Origin of the sequence: Psittacicella melopsittaci (genome assembly GCF_003585925.1) — a bacterium.
GTDB lineage: Bacteria > Pseudomonadota > Gammaproteobacteria > Enterobacterales > Psittacicellaceae > Psittacicella > Psittacicella melopsittaci.
The window spans coordinates 1-25,471 of the sequence record NZ_NRJH01000031.1; the positions used below are offsets into that span (position 1 = coordinate 1).

Here is a 25,471-nt window from a genome sequence, read left to right on the forward strand (position 1 = left end):
TACTTAACCTAAATACTTAACCTAAATACTTAACCTGAATACTTAACCTAAATACTTAACCTAAATACTTAACCTAAATACTTAACCTAAATACTTAACCTAAATACTTAACCTAAATACTTAACCTAAATACTTAACAGATAGTTACCCTAAGCACTTAACATAACAGATAATTACCCCAAACACTTAACGTAACAGATAATTACCCTAAACACTTAACGTAACAGATAATTACCCTAAACACTTAACATAACAGATAATTACCCTAAACAAATAACTGAGTAAATATTTAATAATTCCTCCAAATTAAGCTTTTAAAAAAGCTTAATTCTTACACATTATGTATGGGTATGTTTCTAAATTATAAAGTAATTTCTCCTTATTCATAAAGAGCTAAAATAAAAGTAGTCTATAGATAAGTGTATTGATTTTTAATCTTAATTTTTAGTGAGGCGGTAAAATTTAAATATTTATTAATAGCTTTTCCCTATCGGAGAAGCTTATGAAAATTATTTGCCTAAGATAGCAAAAGGATAAAATTGTCGTATAATATAGAGACAAAGTTTTTTTGTTCCTCACAAAAAAGCTTTAGGTGATACAAGTAATTGTATCGTAATCTTTAATTTGCCGAGAGTAACGACTTGAGCAAATTTTTGATAAAGATATAGGATATTTTTATTTTTTGCCTCTTTTGACAGGGGCTTTTTTTATGGACAAAAATTAAGACTCAAGGTCATACCTTGAGTCTTATTTATTTTAGTTAGATTCTTTAAATGGAAGCTCATTAGCTATGCCATGTAAACAGTTGTCAATTTGTTGAGCTATGTGCTCGGCAGCTGTAAGACCACGAGATCTTACCCAGTCATTGTTATTTACATTACAAGCAAGGTTGTTTTGTACTGCTTTTAAGTTTAACCAAAGTGGGTTTTTATCTGCACGCCATTTATCAACAATAGTATTTGGAGCATATAAACCAACAAAGATAATGTCTGGTTGCCACACATTTAAAGTTTCGATACCTACATCAAAACGGTTTTGCGAAATACCAGCCATTTCACGAGTTGCAGTTTTGAAGCCTAAATAGTCAATTACTGAACCAGGGAAAGAAGTTGCACTAGATACACCAATTGCGGTAGGTTTTGAAGAGATTAATACCGCAAAACGACCGTCAGCATTAATTTCCGTTTTATATTTGTTCATTAACTCTTGGTGTTTCGCAAGTTCTTTATCCCATACTGCCGCAGTATTAGTTACTTGAGCAATAATTTGCGCATTTTCTAATTCTTCACTATAAGTATTGTCACTTGTGTTTAACACTAGAGTTGGAGCAATTTTATTTAATTGCTCGTAAATAGTAGTGTGACGTCCTAAATCAGCAATAATTAGATCTGGTTTTAATTCGGCAATTTTTTCTAGTGAAGGTTGTAAGCGTTTTCCTACACTAGTATAAGGTCCTAATTGCTCTAAAACATGAGGGAAAAATCTTTCTGGCATGCCATCGTCAGCTAAACCTACTGGTTTTAAACCAAGACGAGCTAAGATATCAGCAAAAGATAGTTCTAGCACCACAATACGCTCTGCTTTACCGTTATAAGTGAACTCACCACGAGCATCTTTAACGGTTACTGCTTGTGCACTACTGAATACAAATGAAAAACTTACAAAAATTAAAGTTATAAATTTTAAAACAAAGTTACGCATAGCTTTTTGAGAAAAAAGTTATTAGAGTGGATAAACCTGCATAACTAAACTAGTTATGCAGGGCTAAAAGGATTATTTATTGCCTGAAGTAACTTTTACAACTTCTTGTGCCATAAGTTCAGAAGCATATAAGCCACGAGCACGTGCCCACAGATTAGTATCTACGTCATAAACATAGTTATTTTTTACTGCAGGAATAGCTTGCCAGAGAGGATTATTTTTCCAAACGGCATTAGAAATTGAATCAGGCACATAGTTAGCAATAAACATTACTTGAGGTTGTAAGCTAACTACTTGTTCTAAAGAAGTATCATAACGTCCTGTAGGTGAGTTTAGGTCGTTATTTAATACTTTATAGCCAAGAGCTTTTAATACTCCACCTTGATAAGTTTGACCAGTATACACTTCAAAACGTTTATCACGGCTAGCATTAAAAGTAGCTAGGAGACCTTGAGAATTTGCTTGTTTAGCATATTCTGCCATTTGCTGGCGATATTGACTTAAACGAGCATCAAACTCAGGTGCTTTATAAACTAGAGCGGCAATTTTTTGCGCATTCTCTATGTCCTCTTCATAGGTTTCATAGAGAGAATTCAGTAAAATTGTCGGAGCTATTTGATTTAATTGATCATAGATAGTGCTATGACGGTTTACATCAGCAATAATTAGATCAGGTTTTAAAGCTGCAATAGCTTCTAATGAAGGTTGAGCACGCATACCAACTGAAGTATAACCTGCTTGTTTTTCTGCCACAATCGGAATTAAACGTTTGCTATTGCCGTCGTCTGCAATCCCAATTGCTTTAACGTCTACATTAGATAAGGCGTCAGCAAAAGAAAACTCTAGTACTACTACACGTTTACCTTGGCCATCATAAACAAAGTTATTGCCTTTGGCATCTTTTACTGTTACTTGGGCAAATGCTGCATTAATACCTAGAGTTGCAATTAATGCACATGCACCGAAAATTTTAGTTAGTTTCATAATATGAATTTGAGTGATTATAGTTTATTTTTGCAAAAATCTAGTTTAATACTAAATAAAAATTATTCTTATTATATGCATACGCAATAAAATTTCAGCACTTTTTTTTCTTTTTTGCAGATAATTTTTAGGAAAATTGCCGTTACTGGTATAATAAAACTTGCACAGACAAGTGATTTATCAAGGAGAGATATGTTAAATAAGATAAAAAGTTTTCTCACCAATGATAATGCCGATGGTCAAAAAAAACCTACAACTCTTGCAGGTTTAAAAAGTTTACAACGCGCGGTTGAAGCTCCTGAAGAACTTCCAGACAACAAGGATGCGCAAGCCATTTTTGACTACGCATTTTATTATGAGTTTAATGCTCCTGAAGAGGATTTAGATTTAGAACGTGCAGGTTATTATTACCAAAAAGCGGCTAACCTTGGACATATCCAAGCCCAATACCGCTTAGGCAAATACTATGCTAATCCTCATCGTCGCGATGGAATTAACCGCGAAAAAGCTACTTTTTGGTATCAAAAAGCTTTAAAACAAGGACACCAAAAAGCTAAGTTTGCTTTAGCGATTCTTGATCTGAAAAAAGATCTTGAAGTTAAGTTAAGTTTCAAATAAGGATATATAGGCAATGAGCTGGATACATATTTTAGTAGTTTTACTAATTGTAGGGATTTTTTACAACTCTTACAAAAAACTACGCCAAATGCAAGAAGAAAAAGCGCAAAAAGCTCTTAAAGAAGATCAAGAACCTTTTCCTTTTCCTCCGGATGTAATTGATCTTTATAACCGAGCTTACAATTATGAAACTGGCTATAATGGCTTAAAATCTATGGACAAGGCAATCGAGTTTTATACTTTAGCTGCCCAAAAAGAGTATCCTGCAGCCATGTATCGTTTGGCTGATATCTATGCTCATGGTAAAGGTGGGGTAGAAGTAGATTATGCTCTAGCTCGCAAATATGCTACCCAAGCAGCTGCCCGTGAATATCCAGGCTCAGATGCCTTATATCAATACATTTGTGATAAAGAAAAAAGTGTGCAAGAGCTTGCACCTAAAAACTAAAAGATGTTGCTTTAAGCAGCATCTTTTTTATTTTGGGGAGCAAAAAATAAGTAGCTTAAAAAGTGTAAATTTAACAAAAGAAATTGTCTAATAGATACTTAAAATAGAGAAAAAACTCATAAAACAAATTGTCTAGCCAATCCCTAAAATAGCGAGAAAACTAATAAAACAAATTGCTTAATCAACACCTCAACGAGAGAAAAAGAACTAATAAAACAAATTGTCTAGCCAACACCTCAACGAGAGAAAATGAACTAATAAAACAAATTACCCAACCAATACCTAAAACAAGCAAAGAACTTTCATATCTTTCCTAGCTAAGAAAGGAAAAAATCGAGCTTAATTAGCTTCTCTACAAAGGCAAATTAAAAGAGAAAAACCTTAAAAAAAGTATTTATTTCTTAATTTCGCTTTCACCTAAGTTTTTGTTTTTTATGCTAAAATAAAAGTATCAGAATGCAAGAGCCTTTTCTGATAAAGCTCAGGCTTGATTTTTCTCTTGTGTAGGCGTATAAATTAGGCAATTAGATAATTATATTTATTTGCATATTGGTGTTACTTTACTAAAGTTAGCATCTAAAAAAGTTAGTTATATTTAATGTAATCTAAGGATAAAAATGATAATGTTGAGAAATTTAATTATGCTTACAGCATTATTTTGCTGGGGCGTAATTAATTATAGTTACGCTGAGGGTGTCGAAGTCGCAAAGCAAAGCGTAACTAATGAAGATATTACTAAGTTAAATCGTATCCTTAATGCCGAGAGAGATAGTAATAATCAAACCAACCGTAAAGCTAAGGACGCTAACTTTGAGCAGGGCTTAATCTACTACCGTCAAGGAGACTACGCCCAAGCTTTTAATCTCTTTTTCAAAGCCAACCAAAGTGGTCATCCTAAAGCAGCCTCTTATATAGGTTTAATGTACCTTAAAGGGCAAGGGGTAAAAGAAAACCCAGACATAGCTTTTGGCTATTTTGTCCTTGCTGCCCAAAGAGGTGATGTTATCGGTCAATATTGGTTAGGCTATATGTACGAAACAGGTACAGGAGTTAACCAAGACATGCGTCAAGCCCTACGTTGGTATAATATCTCAGCTCGCAAAGGAGATATTTTAGCAGCTCCTGCTTTAACCGCTTTAGGGCGTGTTTACGAGTATGGTCTAGGCAATACCACAAAAGACTTGGACAAAGCTCGTGAGTATTACCTTAAAGCAGCCAATGATGGTTATTTACCAGCCCAACAAGCTCTAAATAATTTAAATGCTCGAGCACAAATTGTTGCTCAACCCGATGTAAGTCGCTTTTTAATAGACGACTCAGATGATGAATAATATAATAACAAAAATGCCTAGTCTTGCCGACTAGGCATTTTTGCTATAATAAAATAAAAACTTTTATGTATCATCTCACCCCTGTAGGAAAGATTAATTCGTTACTAACTGACAAATTTAGCGTTCCACGTCAAGGCAATCTCATTGCCGATTTAATTTGCGAGTTAGAGTTACTTCCCCCTTATAATAATCCGCAAGCTCTTGAACAAATAGCAGGCTTTAGTCATTTATGGCTAATTGGTATCTTTTCTGCTAATGTGCAATCAAATAATGCCCAACGTTTAATGGTACGTCCGCCTCGGCTGGGCGGGAACCAACGCGTAGGCGTTTTTGCAAGTCGCAGTTCTTTTCGTCCAAATAACCTGAGCTTGTCTTTAGTGCAACTGCGTCAAGTAAAAATTGAAGCTTCGGGCAAGGTTAAACTAATTATTCAAGGTTGTGATCTAATAGATCAAACGCCAATAGTGGATATAAAACCTTATATTCCCTTTGCCGATAGTCCTTTACCTGGACAAGAGGTAAAAAGTGGTTATGTCCAAGCTCCAGAAACTTTTTTAGCTCCTTTAGAACGACAAGGTTTATTCCCACAAGTGCCTGGCGTGGTGTGGGAATTTGCTCCCGAGTTACTTTTACCTCTAGGGCAAAGTTCTTTAGCTTGTCTTGATTACTTTAGCCCTGAGCAACTGGAGGCTTTAGAACAAGAGTTTGCCTCGCAGTTTAAGTTATCGGTCGAGCAACTGGCTAAAGTCTTTTATTTAAGCCAAATTCTTCTTAAGCTCATAGCGCTAAATCCTAAGCCTGCCTATAAACAAGCGTGTGAACTTGAGTTTGGCATGAGTTTTGCCAACTTTGAAGTACGTTGGCACGAACGCACACAAAACGAACCTGCAGAGCACAAACAAGGATTATTTGCCCAAGACCAGGGAGTAAGATACATTAAACTTTTAAGCGTGGAGAAAAAAGATGAATCTTGATGATGTAGTAGCTTTTATTTATGCTGCCCAAACGGGTTCTTTTAGTCAAACTGCCCAAAAATTAGGCTTGACGCGTTCGGCAGTGGGAAAACGTATTGCCCGCTTAGAAGAAAGTCTTAAAGTACGATTAATGCAAAGAACTACTCGCAGTTTAACTTTAACTGACGAAGGTAAGGTATTTCTTTCCCATAGTGAACAAATTCTCGAGCAATTACAACTTGCCCAAGAGGCGTTACAACAACGCGTATCTACGCCAACAGGACGCTTGCGAATTAGCGCTCCTGTGCTTTTAGGTAAACCCTTGCTCAATAGTTTAATTAACAAATACCTTGATTTATATCCGCAAGTAGAAATCGAACTTTCTTACTCGGATAGATTTGTGGATTTAGTTGCCGAAGGTTTTGATGTAGCAATTCGCATAGGTAATACTCCAGCCAGTGACCAATTATCTGCACGTTACCTTGGCGAGTATCATCAAATAGCTGTAGCTACTCCGCAATATCTTGCTCATGGGAAAAAGATTAATGAGCTCGAAGACTTAAAAGAGCATAGCTTACTAGCTTATAATTCGTTCAATGGTGGGGTGCTTCCTTGGCGTTTTTTAAACAAGCAAGAAAAAGAAGTAGTCTTTTCTCCGCAACAAGGAAAAAAAGTGCATTATGCTGACAATGCCAGTTTTTTACTGGATTTATGTTTAGCACATAAAGGAATTCTTTATATGCCGTTATTCTTTGTTGCCCAGTATCTGCAAAGTGGACAACTGGTAAATGTTTTACCACAATACCAACCTATTTCTTCTCCTATGCGCATAGTTTATCCAAGTCGCAATAACCTTTCTCCAAAAGTAAGGGCTTTAATAGATTTACTTCTTGAAGATCCTGACTTTAAGGCTTTGCGTGATATTTTACTTTGTGGGGCAAAATTTAAGCAAAAATACGAGCAAAAAAATTAACCCATAAAAAAAGAGGCAGGTAAAAATCCTGCCTCTTAAAATTTAAAGGAGTAAACTAATTTAAATTAATGATGGGGAAAATGCACGGAAACCAGATTAATAATTTTTTCTAGAGCTTGTTCTTGGCTTAGATCGCGCGTTGGTTTTAAGTTAAACACTATGTGGTTAACGCCAAGTTCTTCGAGATCTTGTAAAACTTTTACTAAAGCTTTACTCCCTGTTTTTATATAAACAGGTCCCATAAGCAGAGGAGCGTCATCATCAGCTTCGAGCTCAAGAAAAGTACCCGTACCAAATGGTGTCCATTTGTGTGGAGCTGCTTGAGCTAAGGATCTAATTGTTTGACGCATTCTTTCAGGTTCATTAAATAAACCGTAGGTTAACCAAGCATCAGCGTTTTGTCCGATCCAAGCGACATCTTGACGTGCTTGCCCAATGGTTATCATCGGAATATGATGCTCTGGTTTAGGGTAAAAATCTAGATCACCCGAGAATTTACCGTAACTTTCAGTAGTAAACTGCGGGTATTTTTCTTGTTGAATACGTTGGATAATATTCCAAGTTTCACGATATCTTTGGGAACGATCAACAAATTTTTCTCCAAAGGCAGCATATTCGGCAGGACGATCTCCTGTTGCTAAGCCGAGTATAAATCTTCCTGAAGAAAGAAGATCTAACGAAGCTGCTGCCTTAGCAGTGTGAATTGGATTACGTAGGGTAGTAACTATACCTGCACTACCGAGGGTTACATTTTTAGTGAGGGCAGTATACCAACCTAAAGTAACTAGTGGATCAGTACCTTGCCCTACATCACCAAAGGTTGGATCATAAAAAGGCACATCTCTTGCCCAAATAGCCGCTATTGGTGAATTATCGATCATTTTTAGGAGTTTTTCTTGTTGGGAAAGATCTGGAAATGGCGTTAGATAGCCACTAAAAGGAGCCATAATCCCTACAGTTAGTTTATTAGGTTGAAAAACTCGAGTAAAGGCACGATTATTTTCTAAATTATGTTGTAGTTTTGCTCTTGTCATAAGTTGTTCCTTAACTAGATGTTGTTTTGCAAGTATATTATAAGGGTTTTGCTGGTGAATAGGTTTCTGCAGTATGGTGAATTCTAGGCGACAATCATCTTAATTAGAAAACTTTGTCCGATAAACTAGAGCTAATAGAAAAATGCTTTATCAAAATTGCTTTTTTGAGAAATAAACCTTAAGCTAAAAAGTCCCCTGCACTTGATTGAGTGCAGGGGACTTGGCTTGAGAAAGCAAATTTACGAGTAAGATAAAAAATTTATTAAAGTTTTATTGGAGAAATAAAGGTTAATACCTTGTTTTTAAGGAAATAAGTTAAATTAATGGTGGGGAAAATGCACTGCTATTTTTTCAAGAAAGAGTTGTAAAGTTTGTTCTTGATCCATGCTTAGACTTGATTTTAAGTTAAAAGTAACATGGTTAACGCCTAAGGCTTCAAGTTGTTTTAAGGCTTTAACTATAGCTTTACTTCCCCCTTTCATAAAAACACGTTCCATAAGCAGAGGAGCATCATCGTCTTGATCGAGATCTAAGAACGCAGCTACACCAAATGGTGTCCATTTATCAGGTGCACTAGCGGCTAGAGTAGAAATATTTTCCTGAATTTTAGCTGGATCATTGATAATTCCATGGGTAATCCAAGCATCGGCATTTTGGGCAATCCAAGCTACATCTTGACGTGACTGGCCAATGGTAAGCATAGGAATGTGATGTTTTGGTTTAGGATAAAAGTCGAGATCTCCAGAGAATTTACCATAGTTTTCACTCGTAAATTGAGGAAACTCCTCACTAAAAAGACGACGGATTATATTCCAGCTTTCGCGATATCTTTGTCCTCGATTGGTAAATTTATTACCAAAAGCAGCGTATTCTTTTGGACGATCTCCCGAAGCCATCCCCAGCACAAAACGACCATGAGAAAGAAGATCAAGAGATGCCGTAGATTTAGCAGTGTGAATCGGATTTCTTAAGGTAGTGATAATTCCTGCACTGCCGAGCGTGAGGTTTTTGGTTAAGGCACTATACCAGCCTAGAGTTACATAAGGATCAGTTCCTTGTCCAACATCTCCAAAGTTTGGATCATAAAAAGGTACATCACGCACCCATATAGCTGCTACTGGAGATTGATCTAATATTTGTAAAAGTTTTTCTTGCTGGGAAAGATCAGGAAAAGGAGTAGCATAACCATTAAATGGAGCTATTACGCCTAGAGTTAGTTTATTAGCTTGAAAAACTCGCGTAAAAGCAGGATTAGTTGCTAAAGTTTGAGGTAGATTTTGCGTTGTCATGTTTTGCTCCCTAGCGTGTAAATTGATTAATTTTTTATTACAGTTCTATTATAGCGGATATATTGTCGAGTGAAATTTGCCAATATGGAGCCTAAAGGGCAACAGTGACTTAGGTAGGGTGATATAAGCTTTTAGTAGATAACAATAGCTAGCCTTGTTTGCACTAAAGGAAAGATAAATAATTATTTTTCTTCCCTCTTGACAAGTGGAGTATAATAAAAAGTCCTCTTAGGGACAGCTAAGAGAAAAGATTAACTTTAAGCGCATAATTAAGTTAATATGCATAAATATGGTAAATATTTGTGATTTATCCTTCTATTTTGCTAAAGTTATTTGTATAATAAAAATTAGCACTAGCTATTTAACAGCTTTATTATTTCTTGAGCCTTAAAGGAAGATTAGCAAGTTTTAATAGACTATATTTCTTTGCTAAAGTAAGTAAAAACAATAAATCTTAGCCTTGGGCTAGATAAGTTTTTTATTCTGCAAAACCTAATTAAGGGGTGGGTTTTATAAAGAAAAAGCGAAGTGATTTTTAGGGAAAAAACTAAATTAGTTCCTAAAAAAAGAAATAAATTAAGCTTTTATGCGGCAAAGCTTGTATAATTAGCACGAAATAAAAAGAAGGATTATTTTTTACTTGTGATAACAAGGCAAAATTTTCCTTTAATTCCTTTACTTATTTACAAACTATCTTAGTTCAGGCTAAGACCTATAAGTTGATATAAAAAATGACACTAGAACAACAACCTAAAAGAGGACGTGGTCGCCCAAGAAAAGACCAAGCTGCCACTGCTCCAGAAACAAAACCAACGAAACTATCTCGCAAAACTGAGGAAGTAGAATTAGTAGATGCTACACCAGCACCTAAAAAACGTGGTCGTAAACCTAAAGCTGAAACAGCGGCAGTTGTAGAAGCTGCAGTAGTAACAACTGAAGAACCAGAGAAAAAACGCGGTCGTGGTCGTCCACGTCGTGAAGAAGCTCCAAAAGAAAAAGTTGTTGCTGATCCAGAAGAAAACTTTGATAACTTTGCTGATTTTGAGGCAGATGAAGAATTTGATGACTTCTCTGATGATACTGAGGCAGAAGGCAAAGCATCTAGCTTTGATGAAGATGATGATGTAAGCTTTGACGATAACTTTGATTTATACGGCGACAACCGTAATGACAATCTAGTTGACGTGGTAGTAGAAAAGGAAATTGTTCCTTATACAGAACGTGAGATTGTGCGTGTTGAATCAAACATTGACCAAAAATCATATGCGTCAACAGCTAAATCTTTAGAAGCTTTAAATATTAAACCTTATGTATTTGAAGAAGGTGAAGAGTATATGAACAAACGCCAACTTCAACACATTAAAGATATTATTATTGCGACTAAAGAAAACTTATTAAAACAATTAGACGAAACTAAAGAAGCATGGCGTGAAGAAAAAGGCAACTATGCTGATGAAGTAGACCAAGCTGATCACGAGTCAGATTTTGCGATTACTTTACGTAACCGTGACCGTGAACGTCGTCTAATTTTAAAATTAGATAAAACTTTAACTCGTATTGAAAACGATCCTGATTTTGGTTACTGTGATAAATGTGGTGATGAAATTGGTATGCGTCGTTTAGAAGCAAGACCAACAGCTGAATTATGCATTAACTGTAAATCTAAATCAGAAATCCACGAAAGACAACAAAAAGGTTAAGTCTTTTTCTCTCAAGAGATAACCGCCAGGATTTGTATTTTAAGGTTTTTGTCAATCAACTTAGGAGTGAAACGCAAGTTTCACTCTTTTTTTTGCATAAAAAAAGGCTCTAGGGGATACCTAAAGCAAATTTTAGCCATAAAAAAAGCCCAAAGAATAAATAATTGACCTTGGACTTGGATAACAGAATGAATAAAAACGTTTATATTTTACCGCACAAACTCCTAAAAGTGAATACCTTCAAGCAAAAAAATTTAAATTTTTTGCCTAAATTAGGGGAGAAAAGGGCAAAAGTATAGAGTTTTTCGGGAAAAAGTAAGAGAATTTAAATGGTAAGGCTAATTGAGAATATCCTTTATTCTTATATTTTCTCTAGGTTTTGTAATTATTTTGGTTGTTTTAGTTTGTTGGCAGTTACGAGATAGGATTTAGTTTGTTGCTTGCCTAAATTTATTTTAGCCTGTTAGTTAGTTTACTAGATGTGCTTTGTTAGTTAGTTTACTTGCCCTTTAAATAAACTAAAAGTCCCCAAGCTTTGCCTTGAGGACTTAAGTAAATTATTGCTCTTGTACTTTAATTGTAAAAGTATAGTTCACTTTACCAGTTGTTTTCTTAAGGTCTTGTACCATTACCGCAATACGAATGCGCTCGGTAACCTGTACAGGGTTAACTTGATTTGCTAAAAGAAGCGGATAAAGGGTTGGATCCTTTTCTTTACCTTCTACCACAAAAACTAGTTCTGGGTTATTGCTTTCAAGAACTAAGCCTTGTCCTTGTTTAACGTCAAGGTAATAGTAGTCAACTAGGTTGCCATGTACTTGACCAACTACTTGTTGGTTGTTAATTACTTTACCTAACCAAGGATTTTCTGGAGTATTTACCCCTGAAACAGCAACAATACGGGCACGAGGGTGATAGCTTAGATCATCAGCATATACCCAAGTTCCGTTAATATAGCGAGGAACAGTAGTTTGGGTGTAGTTTTGTTCTTGGCTTGGAGTACAACTTGCAAGTAAAAGAGGAAGAGCAAATAGAGTTAAGTATTTTAATTTCATAGCGAGTAAAAGTTTAACGAAAAATCAAGTAAGAGCGATTATCATTAATTAAAGTGCTAATCTGGACTCAGATGAGAAAAGTCAATCGCTCCGATAAATTTTGGATATTATATAAATGTATAAAGAATAACTTAAGTATAGTTTAATAGCCCAGTATCATACTCGGTTATTTAGACAAGAAGCTAGGAGCTAAAGTTTTATTTATTTAAACTAAAGTACTAATTTTTCGGTAAAAATAGTATAATATTCTTAGTTTGTTGTTTAAAATAGGATTAATAAAACTCTTTGTCAATTGGTATTTTTTGCCAATTAAGAGTAAAATATAAGAAATAGTAAAAGTTTTACTCAGTGCATTCAGAAAACTTTTATTTTGCAAATGTTTTGATTATCGTTTGAGTGTTGAGCAAGGTAAAGCTCAAATCCATTAGGAATAATTATGGCAATTCTCTCTATTGACTCTGATCGTGCTGCCCGTTTACTTAACATTGGCCCGTTAGTAATTGTCTCTACGACCTATCAAGGTATTACTAATGCTATGCCATTAGCTTGGATTTGTCCCATGGGGTACAATCCAGCAACTATTTCACTAGTAATGAACCGTGGAGCTTATACACGTGTCCTAGTTGAAAAAAGTGGGTTATTTATGGTGCAAGTACCTGTAGCTTCACAAATTAATATGGTGATGAGCTTAGGTACTCAATCTTTGGCAGACAACCCAAATAAACTTGCTGAATCAGGCGTAGAATTATTTACTGTAGAAGGAGCACAGGGCATGCCTATGCTTCACGGCTGTGTAGCCTGGCTACTTTGTCGCCTAATTCCAGATCAGTATTTAGAAGAACACTCTAACATGCTAATTGCACGTGTTGAAGATGCGTGGATTGATGAAGATGTGTTTGATAATGGCTACTGGAATTTAGAAAATTGTGCTACGGATAAACAACCGCTGCACTATGTGGCAGGTGGACAATTCTACACTACAGGTAAACTAATCCAAGCTGATATTGATGAATAATACAAAAAGCCATTACTTTGTAATACTATTACAAGGTAGTGGTTTTTTTGTTGTTTTGGGGTCAAGCTAATTTAGTGCTATAATATGAACGGACACAAACAACATGTAGAAATTTATGTCGATAAAATCAGTACCTTTAGAAAAAGCATACCGTTTACTCAATCACGGTCCAGTTACCCTAGTTTCAGCCCAATATATCGATGATAGAAATGTAATGGCTGCTGCTTGGGCATGTATGCTCGACTTTGATAAAGTAAGCCTAGTGCTTGATTCACATTCTTATACTCGCAAGCTTATTGAAAAATCAGGCTATTTTGTTTTACAAGTACCAACAGCCCAACAAGCAAGCAAGGTTCTTGCTCTTGGTTCTATGAGTAAAAATGAAGTAGCAGATAAGCTAGAAAAAAGTCGCGTGGAATTTGTGGAAATTCCTGGAGGCAAGGATATGCCTTATGTAAGTAACGCGGCAGCTTGGCTTCTTTGTGAAGTAATTCCAGAAGAGGCTATGCAAAGTAAATATGACCTGTTCCTTGGTAAAATTATTGGTGCTTGGGCAGATGATAAGGTTTTCCGTGCTGGGCACTGGGAACTAGAAGGAGCTTCAGATGCCTTACGTCCTTTACACTACACCGCTGGGGGACAATTTTACCTTACAGGCAAAAGCCTAGTGGTAAAAAATGATGTAAGTAAATTAACTCAACTTACACCAAAAGAACAAGAATAAGAAAAAACCTCCAATGAGCTTGGAGGTTTTTTTATTATCTTAAAAGAGTAAAAATAAGCCTGAGAAAATTAAGCCTAAAATTATCCCTATGGTCACACCAAAGCTGAGGTACTTAGCTGACTTATAGCTCAGGTTATTTGGCGTTTCATAGTACACGGCAAAGTTGTCAGCATCAAGAGTTTCCAGTTGCTTGTTAAGCACTTGTACTATGGCTTCGAGCCCTTGCTGGTCTTGCTCGCTAAAACGCTCAAGGCTAGGACTATCTATATCGAGAACGCCAACTACATCGTGCCCTACTTTAATAGGAATCACAATTTCTGAATTTGAAGCACTATCACAGGCTATGTGTCCCTCAAATTCGTGCACATTGGCAACGCGTAAGGTTTTATTTTCTTTAGCGGCTGTGCCACAAACACCACTTCCCAGAGGAATGCGCGTACATGCTGCCTTACCCTGGAATGGTCCGAGGTAGAGTACTTTTTCTTCCTGTTGCAAGAGATAAAAGCCTACCCAATTAATATCCGGGAGGTGTTCATTAAGCAAAGCGGAGATATTACTAAGTATGCTCACTAGATTATTATCATTTTCACTAAGAGCTTTAACTTGTTGCAGTAAAGTTTGATATTGTGGGGTCAGTGACATAATCCCTCCCAAAAATAATTAATAGCTTATACTTTTATTGTAGCATAAAAAAAGGAGCAAGCTATGCTTGCTCCTTTTATACATACATATACATTACACATTTTTTTGAATCATTTAGAATGACTCGGATTATTCTGCCACCTTTTCTTGAGGTGGGCTTTTATTATAGCATTATTAGAATAAATGTGCAAGGTATTTTAGTTAGATTTTTTCAGGAATTCTGATTTTAAACCAAAAGCTTGACCGTCAATTTTACAGTCTACATCATGGTCACCATCAACTAAACGAATATTTTTTACTTTAGTACCTTGTTTTAAAGTAATATTAGTTCCTTTAACTTTTAAAGGTTTAATTAAAGTTACGGTATCACCATTTTCTAAAATGTTACCAAAAGCATCTTTCCATACTTTTTCGCCAGCAGCTTGTTCCGCAGCAATTTGTTCTGGATCAAACTCGGCAGCACACATAGAGCATACATGGTGTACGCCATCAAAATATGTAAATTCTGAATTACATTTAGGACAGTGGATAACTGGTTCAGACATGTAAAATTTTCCTTTAAAAAGATATTATTTGAAATTCAAAGACTTAGGTATTATAGCCTAAATTTGCTATTTTGCCAAAAATATTTCTAAGAGTGATTATCATTTAGTTACAGCTAAAAGTTCATTTGTGGCAAGGAGTAGTATCTCATGCTTGTAGATTTTGCTATAATAACCGGATAAAAAAATATCCCAATAAAAATAATTTTTTTTATTTATGATTAGTATATTTGACATCTTTAAAATAGGCGTAGGACCTTCGTCTTCGCACACAGTTGGTCCTATGGTGGCGACCTATAAATTTATGCAAAAGTTGGTAGAAGAGCAAAAGCTTGCTAGTCTTGACCGCATAGAAATCGATATTTATGGTTCTTTATCTCTAACCGGAGCTGGGCACTTAACCGATGTGGCAGTAGTTATGGGCTTAATGGGCTACTTACCAGAAAATGTAGAAGTAGAACGCATTACCGAATACATGAATCTGGTTAAATCGAGTAAAAAGCTCCCAGTGTGGTTAGGAGCCAAAGAAATTTCTTTTTGCTATGATAATGATTTAAACTTTCGTAAAGAATTTCTACCTCGCCACGAAAATGCTCTAACGGTAAGAGCTTTTAGTCAAGGTCAAGTTATTGCCCAAGAAACCTATTATTCAATTGGTGGTGGCTTTGTGGTAACAGACAAAGACTTTGAGGCAAGCGATGATACGCAAGTTAAAGCTCCGTTTGATTATAAATCAGCCGAAGACCTACTCCGTCATACCGAAAATACGGGTTACTCGCTTTCGTATTTAGCACGTAAAAATGAGTTATCTTTACGCTCAGAGAGCGAACTAAAGCAATACTGTGCTCGCATTTGGCAAACTATGCAAGAATGTATGCAACGTGGCATGCTTACCGAAGGTTTATTACCTGGACCTCTTAAAGTACGTCGTCGTGCTCCTGGCTTACGTAAACTCCTTGAAGCAGATATTCTTAAAGAGCACTCAGATCCGCTTTATGCTATGGATTGGTTAAATCTCTATGCCTTTGCCGTAAATGAAGAAAATGCTGCTGGCGGTCGCGTAGTAACAGCTCCAACTAATGGGGCATGTGGTATAGTTCCTGCAGTTTTAGCTTATTATGGTAAATTCTACGGTCACTTAACCGATGATATAGTAGAACGTTATTTACTTGTATGTTCGCTCGTAGGTTCTCTCTATAAAATGAATGCTTCGATTTCAGGTGCCGAAGTAGGTTGTCAAGGCGAAGTGGGTGTAGCTTGTTCTATGGCCGCTGCAGGCTTTGCTGAAATCATGGGCGGTTCACCTAAGCAAGTATTTATTGCTGCCGAAATTGCCATGGAGCATAATCTGGGTTTAACTTGTGATCCAGTAGCAGGGCAAGTACAAGTTCCTTGTATTGAACGTAATGCTATAGCTTCAACTAAAGCGGTTAACTCAGCCCGTATGGCTTTACGTCGTGTTAATGACCCAAGTGTTTCGCTTGATAAGGTTATCGAGACTATGTACGAAACGGGTAAAGATATGAACGCTAAATATCGTGAAACCTCAACGGGTGGTCTGGCGATTAAAGTAACTAATATTTGTGCTTAAAACGAAGGGGATATCCCTTCGTTTTTTGCTAAAGCAAACAAATTTCTTGCCTGTGGTATAATGGGTACTTAATTTAGGACTAGAAAAAAAGAATTTTTTGATTAACCTATACTTGTCCAAGAAGTATTTTTTTGACAAGGGTGGTTCTGTGCAAGTGATAACAAATTATGCAAAAACTCAAAATAACTAAATTAACTCCACACAAACAAACTGACTACTGGACTGTGTGTGAAGTAGAAAAACTATTTGAAACTCCGTTTTTAGAGTTAGTTTTCGAGGCAGCTCGTATTCACCGCGAAAACTTTAATCCCCAAGAAGTACAGCTTTCCACGCTTCTCTCGATTAAAACTGGGGGTTGTCCTGAAGATTGTACTTACTGTCCGCAGTCAGCTCGTTATCATACAGGAGTAGAAAACGAAGCACTTTTAGCAAAAGAAGAAATAGTTGCTAAAGCTAAACTAGCTAAAGCTAAAGGGGCAACACGTTTTTGTATGGGAGCAGCATGGCGTGGACCAAAAGAAAGACACATGCCAATGTTACGTGAAGCTATTGCCGAAGTAAAAGCTTTAGGTATGGAAGTATGTGGTACTTTTGGTATTCTCGAAGAAGGTCAAGCTGAACAACTTAAAGAAGCTGGTCTAGACTACTATAACCACAACCTAGATACAGCTCCTGAGCATTACGAAAAAATTATTACCACCCGTAAATTTGATGACCGTATTAATACTCTAGGTAAAGTAAGAGAGGCAGGCTTAAAAGTTTGCTGTGGCGGTATTATCGGTCTTAATGAAAGCCGTAAAGAGCGTGCAGGTTTATTAGCGAGTCTAGCAAACTTAGATCCGCAACCTGAGTCAGTACCAATTAACCAACTAGTAAAAGTTGAAGGTACGCCTCTTTTTGAAGCCGAAGATTTAGACTGGACAGAGTTTGTTCGTACTATTGCTATTGCTCGTATTCTCATGCCAAATTCGCATGTACGTTTATCAGCAGGAAGACAACAAATGCCTGAATCTATGCAGGCTATGTGTTTCTTAGCTGGGGCTAATAGTATTTTCTACGGTGAAAAACTCTTAACTACCTCTAACCCAGATAACAACTTTGACGCTCAATTACTTTACAAACTCGATATGAAACCTGAAGGTTCAGATCTTGATTTTGCGACAATTTTAGAACAGCAAGAACAAGAAATGACCGACTATATTGCCGAACACGGTACGCAAGAGTTTCTTGAGCATAGCCACCCAGCTCACTTTGCTGGAGAACAAACTTCAGGTGGTTGTGGTTCAGGCTGTGGTTGTGTAAGTGATAAAAAAGATGATTCTGGAGTTGGCTACTACAAGGCTTAAGCCTAGCTAACAAAAAAATCGAATTAAATAGTCAGTAAAAACTATACAATCTAAAAAAAGGCTCTTAAATAAAGAGCATAATAAAAAAGAGTGATCGTTTTGATCACTCTTTTTTTATATGTAAATTGAAAGATTAATGAGCAGCTTGCGAAGCCTTGTCCTCATCAATACCCCATACTTTTTGGTAAACAAGGTTGATTATCCCTGCTGTTAAAGCAGCTACGCCAATTAAAGCAACTAAAGTTAACCCACCAAGACGTGGTAATTGCGTAATTGGAGCAAGGATAATTCCTGAAAGAATTAGCATAGTTGAGAGAAGAAGTGCTAAGGCAGTACCTGTAATGTGCTCATAACGCATGAGGTAAACCGAATGCATGGTTCCGTTTAAAGCCCCAAAGAAAAAGCCATTGATCGCAAGGCTAATAACCAGCAGATGATGGCTAATTAAACCTGTGCTAATAAGAAATACGTTAAAGGCAACGCTTACAATTAAGAGTAGGGAAAACACTTTCCAAACGGTGTTAATTGCAACTTGTTTACGTACTAGTTGTTGGTTTACGATCATCCCCGCAATAAGGAAAGCAATACTTACTCCTAATAGGATCGAACTTGTAGTTGGATCTATATTGTAATCCACAATTAGAACTGCTGGTAATAATGTTGGAATGGCAATCCCTGCAATTTCTAAAGCAGTAATGGCAATAATTAATGCCACTGACGGTGGATTTTTAAGAATGCTTAAGTAGTTACGCAGAATACGTACCGTATGGAAAGGTTGTTTTTTCTCAGGATCAATAGTTTCAGGAACTGATCTTAAAAAAGCTAAAAACGCAACTAAAAGTAAAACCGAGATCACATGGTAAATACCTTGCCATGGAATAAATTTAAGCATTAAACTACCAATTAGAGGCGCTAATGCTGGACCAAACATAAATAAAGTTGTAAGGTAAGCATTATAAACAATGAACTCACGTGGAGAGTAGATGTCTTTTAATACTACCGAAGGGATTACCCCTAAGCCTACGTAAATAATACCTTGTACTATGCGCATGCCTAAGAAAGCTTCATAGCTAGTAACACTAACAATAATAAAGTTACTTACTATAGCCGCAACTATAAGCCCACTTAAAACAGACTTACGCCCAAAGCGGTCAATTACTGGTCCCCAAATTACTTGCCCAATTCCTAGACCTATGACAAAATAAGGAATTACGGCTTGAATTTGTTCTACGCTTACAGCAAAGAAGTCTTTAAGTGTTACTATAGCAGGAATTAAAGCGTCATTACTTACAGGTGCCGATACGGCAATGATTCCCAGAATTAGTAAGAGAATAATTTTACTCCCAAGTTTCTTCTGGAGTTGGATTTGGTGAGGCGAAACATAATCTACTCCACCATAGGTTGGTGACGCTTGCCCAATAGGTTGTTGGTCTAAAGTTGTATCTTGATGTTGTTTGTTTAGAGTGTGTTGTTTAAATCTATAAAGTTTCATAATGAAATTATATATTTAATTGTGGAGTCACTTTTGGCTGACCGTGCCTTTTTTACCAATTTATTGCTAAGGCAATTAAATTTAATACAGTGTGGCATATTGTACTAGAAAAACTGGCAATTTGCAAAAGTAAGTTCTTAAGAATAAGCTGAGACTATATAAGGTTCGGATAATCCTAATAAATCTTGAGATAAATCCCTTAAGTAAATGTAGGGGTATAGCGAAAAAAAGAAAAAAGAACAAGCAAGAATAAAGATAAAAAAATAGGAAAAAAGAGAGGAAAAAAGAGGGAAAAAAAAGGAGAAAGCAAGAGGAAAAAAGAAGGAAAAAGAAGAAAGTAAGAGGAAAAAAAGAGGAAGAAAAAGAAGAAAGCAAAAAGAGAAAAGCAAGAAGAAAAAAATGATAAAGCAAAAAAGAAAGCAAGAAGAAAAAAATGCTAAAGCTCCAAAGAAAAAAATGATAAAGCTTAAATAACAAAAAAGGAGGCCGTCAGACCTCCAGATTTGTGTTTTGTTGTTATAACTAACTTGGCATATCCTCAGCGTTTTTATAGCCAGTAGCACCTTCACGCATATAAGCACGGAACACTTCAATAGTCCAGATCCATAAGAAAGTACCACCTAACTCAGATAAAAAGCCAGGGATAGAGAACTCACGTGGAAGACCTAACATAGGTAAAACCACATAGTGAGCACTTAAAGCGGCAATATAACCGTATACTGCACCTTTAAGAAGTCTTACTTTAGGAAGAACTTCAGCTAAAAGGCAGTAGATTTCAGCCATTACAATAGAGAATACTAAGTGAGTTAAGGTCGCTGCCCAGTTACCAGTTACACCTAGAATAGTGTAAGTTTTTGTTGAAACATCAACACCAAATACTTCTAAGAATAATACTGGTGGTGGAACATCATGTACACCACGAGGCGGGAAAGTAGATTCCCATCCATCTTTAACGAATGCGGATAAAATACCTGCAACAATCGCAATTACAAACATTAAAAGAAAGCGACGTTGACTAGGTTTTGTCATTTGAAATAAATTCATAAATAACCTTCTTAGACTTCTCTAAAATTTTTTTAATTAGCAAAAAGACGCTTTATTGTAGTATTTTTGGGGAGAAAAAAGCAAGAGTGAGATTGTACTTTAGCTATCTCTAAATAGATTTTTCTTTGATATTGTCGGGGTTGAAGTGAAAAGAAAAATTTTTATTCTTGAGTAAAAAGTGTAAGATTTTGTCGATAAACTCAAGATAAAAAAAGGAACCCTAAAGGGCTCCTAAAAATAATAGACTTAATAAATATGAATCGTTTTTTACTATGTTAAATAATTAACCTATATTGGTTTTTTAAAGTGTGACTATGGTTTATTTATTTTTGTGGTAAGTTTTTTTATGTTTTGTAAGACTAACTTTAAGCCTGAATTAAAGTATTACCCCAAATAACCAAGTTTACTTTTAGTTTTTGACCGAGAAAAGCAACGCGTTTACTTGTTAATTTGGCATATCTTCAGCGTTAGCGTAACCTGTAGCTCCTTGACGAAGGTAAGCACGAAGTACTTCAAGAATCCAACCAAATAGAGTTGCCCCAATTAATTCAGAGATTAAACCTGTAACTGTAAATTGGTAAGGAATGCTTAAAATTGGGAATACAAGGTAGTGAGCTGCTAGACCTGAAATCCAACCATAAGCTATACCTTTAGCCATTCTAATTTTTGGGAAGATTTCAGCAAGAATTACATAAACTTCAGCTAAGACAATAGAAAAGCCAATGTGAGTACCTAGGATAACCCAGTTTACATTGTTACCTAAAACCGTATAGGTTTTACCAGCAAATTCTATACCAAATACTTTTAAAAAGCTTAACAGAGCTGGAGTTTCACCTGCAACTTGCATTGGCATTAATTGTGTCCAGCCCCCTTTTACAAAGGCTGCAATTATCCCTACAAAGATTGCAATGAAAAATGCTAAAAGATAACGACGTTGTGATTTTTTTGTTTGAATAAATAAGTTGTTCATAGTGTTTTTTCTTGTGTTGTTTGAAATAAAAAAGAAATGATTATTAAGTTGTTGCAATGATTATATAACTTATTTTTAGAAAAAAAAGAGGCTTGCAAATCTTACCAAATGGTAAGTTTTGCCATTACCAATGGGTTACTTATATGGCTTTTTCTAGATTGAAACGATAGACACTAAAATTAAAAAAATTTTAATAACCTTAGAAAAGTGTGTGAGAATTAATCGGATTTTTAGAGAGAAATAAATAAAAGACTCCCTCATTAATACTCCGCAAAAATAATTTCATTAATAAAACGAAAAGCCCGCCCCCACTCAAAAAAACCAAACAAAAAAACCAAACAAAAAAACCAAACAAAAAAACCAAACAAAAAAACCAGTTAATTATTAAAATTAGTGATCAACTAAAATTCAGACATAAAAAAAACGGCTTTCCTGTGATATCTAATGATTAATTATTTTAATTAGTGCTCAACTAAAATCCAAACAAAAAAAGCACAAAAAAACCAAACAAAAAAAATACCCCAAGAACCTAAGTCCTTGGGGAAATAAATCTAAGCTTGCGGTTTAAAAGCAAGAATTGAACAGAAGTTAAAACCTAATTGCCAGATAACTGCTTTAAAGCCAATTTGCTCTAAGCGAGCTAAATGCTCAGGCAAGGTGTCGAGAATCATAATATTTTCAATGGCATTACGCTTACGTTCAATTTCTAATTGCGAGTAACCATTTTTTGCTTTAAAATCCCAGTGCAACTGACAAATTTGTTCTTCGGCAAGGGGATCTGGGTTAATGAATTTTTCAGAAAGCATTAACACCCCACCTGGGTTTAAGCCAGCATAAATACGCTCTAATTGGGCATAGCGTTCTGCAGGTTTAAAAAACTGCAGGACAAAGTTCATAATAACCAAGCTAGCATTAGTAATAGTTACATTTTCAATATTGTCTAAAAGAAAATGGGTAGGATAGTTACTTTGATAGCCTGCAAGTTTTAGTTTAGCTCTTTGGATCATAGCTTCGCTATTGTCCACAGCGTAAAAGTTAACGCCTTGTGGTACCTCACCTTGTTTAAGCGGGAGGCTTTGACGTACAGCAAAAGTCATGGCACCCAGAGAGCAACCCAGATCATACACATTAGTTTGATCTTGAATATAGCGATGTCCGAGAAGAGGAATATTTTCGAGAATCGCATTATAAATTGGTACTGAGCGTTGGATCATGTCGGGAAAAACTTCCGCTACTAGATCATTAAATTGGAAGTCACCAGGAATATCTTGCTCAGCGTAAATGTTATCTTTTGTCATAATTTTTCTAAATTTACTGCAACATATTATTATAGCACAGGTTGACAAAGTAGCTAACTGAGAAAAATGCCCACTTGTGGTATAATTGTAGCAGACATTTTTTTCCGAGAAAAAAATCCTAAAGAATTTCAAATATTAAGGTAGGCTATAATGCGTTTATATTGTGGTGCAGTGACCAAAGAATATGTAGGTCAAACTGTGACATTAAACGGTTGGATTGACCGTAATCGTAATTTTGGTGGTTTATGTTTCATCAATTTACGTGACCGTGAAGGTACAGTACAAGTATTTATTAAACCTGAAGCAGAGTTCTTTGCTAAGGTATCTAACTTACGTCCAGAATCATGCATTCGTGTTGTAGGTGTAGTACGTGCTCGTCCTGATGATCAAGTAAACCCTAAAATGAAAACTGGGGAAATTGAAATTGAAGCAACTGAAGTACATGTTTACTCAGAAGCAGACGTATTACCTTTAGACTACAATACTGAAGTACCTGAAGAGTTACGTCTTAAATACCGTTACCTAGATTTACGTCGTCCAGAAAACCAACAACGCTTTTTTGTGCGTCACAAGGCTTATCAAGTAATCCGTAAATTCTTATCAGATAACGGTTTTATTGAAGTAGAAACTCCTGTATTATCAAAAGCTACTCCAGAAGGTGCTCGTGACTACTTAGTTCCTTCACGTGTAAACAAAGGTAAATTCTACGCCTTACCTCAGTCACCACAATTATATAAACAATTATTAATGGTGTCTGGTTTTGATCGTTACTTCCAAATTGTAAAATGTTTCCGTGATGAAGACTTACGTTCAGACCGTCAACCAGAGTTTACCCAAGTAGACTTAGAAACTACTTTCTTAACAGGCGAAGAAGTACGTGAAATCGGAGAAAACTTAATTCGTAACCTTTGGAAAGAAGTATTAAATTACGACTTACCTGCCAAGTTCCCGCATTTAACTTATGACCAAGCAATGCGTGACTATGGTTCGGATAAACCTGATTTACGTAACCCATTATTATTAAAAGACGTAAACACTGCCTTTACTCAAGTTGGTTTAGAGTTCTTAGCTAAAGCAGCTAACGACCCTAAAGCTCGTGTAATTGCAATTAAAGTTCCTCAAGCTGCTGAGCAATTTAGCCGTAAAAAAATCGACGAGTATACTAAATATGTAAACTCATTAGGTTTAGGTGGTCTAGCTCACTTTAGCGTAGTAGATGCAGCAACAGCTCAAGTTAAAGGTTCAATTGCTAAATTTATTACTCCAGAAATTTATGCAAGCCTCAATCAAACTCTTGAGTTAGATACCAATGACCAAGTATTTATTCTTGCTGATCACAAGGATGTAGCAACTAAGGCTGCAGGTGGTTTACGTATTCGTTTAGGTCGTGATCTAAACCTTGTTGATCTAGAAGCTTTTGCTCCATTATGGGTAATCAACTTCCCTATGTACGAAATTGATGAAGAGTCAGGTGCGCTAATTGCTGCTCACCACCCATTTACCTCACCAATTGTGGGTACAGTTGAGTACTTAGAAAATACTCCAGTTTTAGATATTCGTGCCGATGCTTGTGATATGGTAATCAACGGTTACGAAGTATCTTCAGGTTCAGTACGTATCTATAACCAAAAACTGCAATCAAAAATCTTTGATTTAATTGGTATTGATGCCGAAGAACAACAAGATAAATTCGGTTTCTTATTAGATGCATTTAAATACGGAGCTCCGCCTCATGCAGGTTGTGCTTTTGGTTTTGACCGTATTGCTATGCTTTTAACAGGAACAGAAAATATTCGTGATGTAGTTGCCTTCCCGAAAACTAATAGTGCAACTTGTTTAATGACAAATGCTCCTTCTTATGTTGCTGACAAACAACTTGCAGAAGTAGCTATCGATGTAGTACCTGAGTACAAGGTACATCGTGATAAGTAATAAATCAATCTAAAAGAGAAATTGTATGGCAGGTCATAGTAAGTGGGCTAATATTAAACACAAAAAAGCAGCCCAAGATGCTAAACGTGGTAAAATCTTTACAAAATTAATTCGTGAAATTACAGTTGCCGCTAAACTAGGCGGTGGTGATGTATCTTCTAACCCTCGTCTGCGTACAGCAGTAGACAAGGCACTTTCGAACAACATGACACGTGATACAATCAATCGTGCTGTTGAACGTGGTGCTGGTGGCGGTGAAGGAACCAACATGGATACTATTATCTATGAAGGTTACGGTCCAGGCGGTACAGCAATCATGGTTGAGTGCTTAACGGATAACCGTAATCGTACAGTTTCTGAAGTACGTCACGCGTTTACGCGCTTAGGTGGTAACCTAGGTACTGATGGTTCAGTTGCTTACCTCTTTACTAAACGTGGGGTATTTACATTTGAAAACTCTTCAGAAGAAGAGGTAATGGAACCTGCTTTAGAAGCTGGTTGTGAAGATATAGTTGATTATGGTGACGGTACAGTTGATGTTTACTGCCCATGGGAAAACTTTAACGAAGTGCGTGATGCTTTAGAAGCAGCAGGCTTAAAACCAGCAAATGCTGAAATTGCTCAAATCCCAGCAAACAAAATTGAACTTGATGTAGAAGCAGCAACAACTTTTGTGAAATTAATTGATTCACTTGAAGATCTTGATGACGTACAAGAAGTTTTCCACAATGGGGAAATTTCAGATGAAGTAGCTGCTGCTTTAGAGTAAATTAAGTTTTACTAAAAAAA

The 25,471-nt window shown here is 36.1% G+C and carries 22 protein-coding genes and 1 pseudogene; 12 read left to right on the forward strand and 11 right to left on the reverse strand.

All coding sequences use genetic code 11. From position 1 onward, the window contains the following. Positions 1 to 756: 756 nt before the first annotated feature. Positions 757 to 1,701, reverse strand: a complete 945-nt coding sequence (locus CJP74_RS03860) for an ABC transporter substrate-binding protein (RefSeq protein WP_119496949.1) — start codon at positions 1,699 to 1,701, stop codon at positions 757 to 759. A 72-nt stretch (positions 1,702 to 1,773) separates the two neighbouring features. Beyond that, the gene (locus CJP74_RS03865) at positions 1,774 to 2,685 is read right to left on the reverse strand and encodes an ABC transporter substrate-binding protein (protein WP_119496950.1); all 912 of its coding nucleotides are present in this window, start codon (positions 2,683 to 2,685) and stop codon (positions 1,774 to 1,776) included. Positions 2,686 to 2,877: 192 nt separating this feature from the next. Here CJP74_RS03865 and CJP74_RS03870 point away from each other — a divergent pair, with 192 nt between their 5' ends. From CJP74_RS03870 to CJP74_RS03890, 5 genes are all read left to right on the forward strand, one after another. Further along, a complete protein-coding gene (locus CJP74_RS03870; protein ID WP_119496951.1) occupies positions 2,878 to 3,303 on the forward strand; it encodes a tetratricopeptide repeat protein in 426 nt (141 codons plus the stop codon). A 13-nt stretch (positions 3,304 to 3,316) separates the two neighbouring features. After that, complete coding sequence (locus CJP74_RS03875) at positions 3,317 to 3,751, forward strand: tetratricopeptide repeat protein (RefSeq protein WP_119496952.1); 435 nt, start codon at positions 3,317 to 3,319, stop codon at positions 3,749 to 3,751. 623 nt (positions 3,752 to 4,374) lie between these two features. After that, entirely contained in the window at positions 4,375 to 5,082 is a 708-nt protein-coding gene (locus tag CJP74_RS03880) for a tetratricopeptide repeat protein (RefSeq protein ID WP_222986901.1), read from the forward strand. A 65-nt stretch (positions 5,083 to 5,147) separates the two neighbouring features. Continuing rightward, positions 5,148 to 6,056 carry a tRNA (N6-threonylcarbamoyladenosine(37)-N6)-methyltransferase TrmO gene (tsaA, locus tag CJP74_RS03885; RefSeq protein ID WP_119496954.1) on the forward strand — a complete coding sequence of 303 codons (909 nt, stop codon included), beginning with the start codon at positions 5,148 to 5,150 and terminating at the stop codon, positions 6,054 to 6,056. After that, the gene (locus CJP74_RS03890; RefSeq protein ID WP_119496955.1) at positions 6,046 to 7,008 is read left to right on the forward strand and encodes a LysR family transcriptional regulator; all 963 of its coding nucleotides are present in this window, start codon (positions 6,046 to 6,048) and stop codon (positions 7,006 to 7,008) included. Before tsaA ends, CJP74_RS03890 begins: the two co-directional genes overlap by 11 nt. Before the next feature lie 65 nt (positions 7,009 to 7,073). Here CJP74_RS03890 and CJP74_RS03895 read toward each other — a convergent pair whose 3' ends face one another. Continuing rightward, positions 7,074 to 8,042 (reverse strand): TIGR03571 family LLM class oxidoreductase, encoded by a 969-nt coding sequence (locus CJP74_RS03895; protein ID WP_119496956.1) that lies wholly within the window; start codon positions 8,040 to 8,042, stop codon positions 7,074 to 7,076. Positions 8,043 to 8,362: 320 nt separating this feature from the next. Then, positions 8,363 to 9,331, reverse strand: coding sequence for a TIGR03571 family LLM class oxidoreductase (locus CJP74_RS03900; protein ID WP_119496957.1), 969 nt, complete (start codon positions 9,329 to 9,331; stop codon positions 8,363 to 8,365). 731 nt (positions 9,332 to 10,062) lie between these two features. Between CJP74_RS03900 and dksA the strand changes: the two genes are divergently transcribed. Next, positions 10,063 to 11,031, forward strand: a complete 969-nt coding sequence (dksA, locus tag CJP74_RS08315; protein WP_345788751.1) for an RNA polymerase-binding protein DksA — start codon at positions 10,063 to 10,065, stop codon at positions 11,029 to 11,031. Positions 11,032 to 11,588: 557 nt separating this feature from the next. Here dksA and CJP74_RS03910 read toward each other — a convergent pair. Then, positions 11,589 to 12,086, reverse strand: coding sequence for a hypothetical protein (locus tag CJP74_RS03910; RefSeq protein WP_119496958.1), 498 nt, complete (start codon positions 12,084 to 12,086; stop codon positions 11,589 to 11,591). A 436-nt stretch (positions 12,087 to 12,522) separates the two neighbouring features. Between CJP74_RS03910 and CJP74_RS03915 the strand changes: the two genes are divergently transcribed. Together CJP74_RS03915 and CJP74_RS03920 are read left to right on the forward strand one after the other, a co-directional pair. Further along, positions 12,523 to 13,101, forward strand: coding sequence for a flavin reductase family protein (locus CJP74_RS03915; protein WP_119496959.1), 579 nt, complete (start codon positions 12,523 to 12,525; stop codon positions 13,099 to 13,101). Positions 13,102 to 13,216: 115 nt separating this feature from the next. Further along, positions 13,217 to 13,825, forward strand: a complete 609-nt coding sequence (locus CJP74_RS03920; RefSeq protein ID WP_119496960.1) for a flavin reductase family protein — start codon at positions 13,217 to 13,219, stop codon at positions 13,823 to 13,825. 39 nt (positions 13,826 to 13,864) lie between these two features. Here the strand turns inward: CJP74_RS03920 and CJP74_RS03925 are convergent, their stop codons facing one another. After that, positions 13,865 to 14,467 (reverse strand): GAF domain-containing protein, encoded by a 603-nt coding sequence (locus CJP74_RS03925; RefSeq protein ID WP_119496961.1) that lies wholly within the window; start codon positions 14,465 to 14,467, stop codon positions 13,865 to 13,867. Positions 14,468 to 14,664: 197 nt separating this feature from the next. Further along, positions 14,665 to 15,012 carry a zinc ribbon domain-containing protein YjdM gene (locus CJP74_RS03930; protein ID WP_119496962.1) on the reverse strand — a complete coding sequence of 116 codons (348 nt, stop codon included), beginning with the start codon at positions 15,010 to 15,012 and terminating at the stop codon, positions 14,665 to 14,667. A gap of 214 nt (positions 15,013 to 15,226) precedes the next feature. On the opposite strand from CJP74_RS03930, the gene CJP74_RS03935 reads away from it, so the two are divergent. Next, on the forward strand, positions 15,227 to 16,600 hold the full coding sequence (locus tag CJP74_RS03935; protein ID WP_119496963.1) for an L-serine ammonia-lyase: 1,374 nt from the start codon (positions 15,227 to 15,229) through the stop codon (positions 16,598 to 16,600). A 167-nt stretch (positions 16,601 to 16,767) separates the two neighbouring features. Beyond that, positions 16,768 to 17,739: pseudogene (gene bioB, locus CJP74_RS03940) on the forward strand (biotin synthase BioB); the annotation flags it as partial. 340 nt (positions 17,740 to 18,079) lie between these two features. Here bioB and CJP74_RS03945 read toward each other — a convergent pair. The 4 genes from CJP74_RS03945 to cmoA form a co-directional block, all read right to left on the reverse strand. Beyond that, positions 18,080 to 19,438, reverse strand: a complete 1,359-nt coding sequence (locus CJP74_RS03945; protein WP_119496965.1) for an MFS transporter — start codon at positions 19,436 to 19,438, stop codon at positions 18,080 to 18,082. A gap of 522 nt (positions 19,439 to 19,960) precedes the next feature. After that, on the reverse strand, positions 19,961 to 20,482 hold the full coding sequence (locus CJP74_RS03955) for a DUF1440 domain-containing protein (RefSeq protein WP_119496966.1): 522 nt from the start codon (positions 20,480 to 20,482) through the stop codon (positions 19,961 to 19,963). 445 nt (positions 20,483 to 20,927) lie between these two features. Further along, the gene (locus tag CJP74_RS03960) at positions 20,928 to 21,452 is read right to left on the reverse strand and encodes a DUF1440 domain-containing protein (RefSeq protein ID WP_119496967.1); all 525 of its coding nucleotides are present in this window, start codon (positions 21,450 to 21,452) and stop codon (positions 20,928 to 20,930) included. A gap of 551 nt (positions 21,453 to 22,003) precedes the next feature. Continuing rightward, the gene (gene cmoA / locus CJP74_RS03965) at positions 22,004 to 22,750 is read right to left on the reverse strand and encodes a carboxy-S-adenosyl-L-methionine synthase CmoA (protein WP_119496968.1); all 747 of its coding nucleotides are present in this window, start codon (positions 22,748 to 22,750) and stop codon (positions 22,004 to 22,006) included. A gap of 147 nt (positions 22,751 to 22,897) precedes the next feature. Here cmoA and aspS point away from each other — a divergent pair, with 147 nt between their 5' ends. Together aspS and CJP74_RS03975 are read left to right on the forward strand one after the other, a co-directional pair. Continuing rightward, positions 22,898 to 24,682 carry an aspartate--tRNA ligase gene (gene aspS, locus CJP74_RS03970; protein ID WP_222986905.1) on the forward strand — a complete coding sequence of 595 codons (1,785 nt, stop codon included), beginning with the start codon at positions 22,898 to 22,900 and terminating at the stop codon, positions 24,680 to 24,682. A gap of 25 nt (positions 24,683 to 24,707) precedes the next feature. Then, complete coding sequence (locus CJP74_RS03975) at positions 24,708 to 25,451, forward strand: YebC/PmpR family DNA-binding transcriptional regulator (protein ID WP_119496970.1); 744 nt, start codon at positions 24,708 to 24,710, stop codon at positions 25,449 to 25,451. The last annotated feature ends 20 nt before the right edge of the window (positions 25,452 to 25,471 follow it).

Bases quoted from the DNA above. Each gene is read 5' to 3' on its own strand.
- CJP74_RS03860 (WP_119496949.1), bottom strand. From the start codon at position 1,701: ATGCGTAACTTTGTTTTAAAATTTATAACTTTAATTTTTGTAAGTTTT.
- CJP74_RS03865 (WP_119496950.1), bottom strand. From the start codon at position 2,685: ATGAAACTAACTAAAATTTTCGGTGCATGTGCATTAATTGCAACTCTA.
- CJP74_RS03870 (WP_119496951.1), top strand. From the start codon at position 2,878: ATGTTAAATAAGATAAAAAGTTTTCTCACCAATGATAATGCCGATGGT.
- CJP74_RS03875 (WP_119496952.1), top strand. From the start codon at position 3,317: ATGAGCTGGATACATATTTTAGTAGTTTTACTAATTGTAGGGATTTTT.
- CJP74_RS03880 (WP_222986901.1), top strand. From the start codon at position 4,375: ATGTTGAGAAATTTAATTATGCTTACAGCATTATTTTGCTGGGGCGTA.
- tsaA (WP_119496954.1), top strand. From the start codon at position 5,148: ATGTATCATCTCACCCCTGTAGGAAAGATTAATTCGTTACTAACTGAC.
- CJP74_RS03890 (WP_119496955.1), top strand. From the start codon at position 6,046: ATGAATCTTGATGATGTAGTAGCTTTTATTTATGCTGCCCAAACGGGT.
- CJP74_RS03895 (WP_119496956.1), bottom strand. From the start codon at position 8,042: ATGACAAGAGCAAAACTACAACATAATTTAGAAAATAATCGTGCCTTT.
- CJP74_RS03900 (WP_119496957.1), bottom strand. From the start codon at position 9,331: ATGACAACGCAAAATCTACCTCAAACTTTAGCAACTAATCCTGCTTTT.
- dksA (WP_345788751.1), top strand. From the start codon at position 10,063: ATGACACTAGAACAACAACCTAAAAGAGGACGTGGTCGCCCAAGAAAA.
- CJP74_RS03910 (WP_119496958.1), bottom strand. From the start codon at position 12,086: ATGAAATTAAAATACTTAACTCTATTTGCTCTTCCTCTTTTACTTGCA.
- CJP74_RS03915 (WP_119496959.1), top strand. From the start codon at position 12,523: ATGGCAATTCTCTCTATTGACTCTGATCGTGCTGCCCGTTTACTTAAC.
- CJP74_RS03920 (WP_119496960.1), top strand. From the start codon at position 13,217: ATGTCGATAAAATCAGTACCTTTAGAAAAAGCATACCGTTTACTCAAT.
- CJP74_RS03925 (WP_119496961.1), bottom strand. From the start codon at position 14,467: ATGTCACTGACCCCACAATATCAAACTTTACTGCAACAAGTTAAAGCT.
- CJP74_RS03930 (WP_119496962.1), bottom strand. From the start codon at position 15,012: ATGTCTGAACCAGTTATCCACTGTCCTAAATGTAATTCAGAATTTACA.
- CJP74_RS03935 (WP_119496963.1), top strand. From the start codon at position 15,227: ATGATTAGTATATTTGACATCTTTAAAATAGGCGTAGGACCTTCGTCT.
- CJP74_RS03945 (WP_119496965.1), bottom strand. From the start codon at position 19,438: ATGAAACTTTATAGATTTAAACAACACACTCTAAACAAACAACATCAA.
- CJP74_RS03955 (WP_119496966.1), bottom strand. From the start codon at position 20,482: ATGAATTTATTTCAAATGACAAAACCTAGTCAACGTCGCTTTCTTTTA.
- CJP74_RS03960 (WP_119496967.1), bottom strand. From the start codon at position 21,452: ATGAACAACTTATTTATTCAAACAAAAAAATCACAACGTCGTTATCTT.
- cmoA (WP_119496968.1), bottom strand. From the start codon at position 22,750: ATGACAAAAGATAACATTTACGCTGAGCAAGATATTCCTGGTGACTTC.
- CJP74_RS03975 (WP_119496970.1), top strand. From the start codon at position 24,708: ATGGCAGGTCATAGTAAGTGGGCTAATATTAAACACAAAAAAGCAGCC.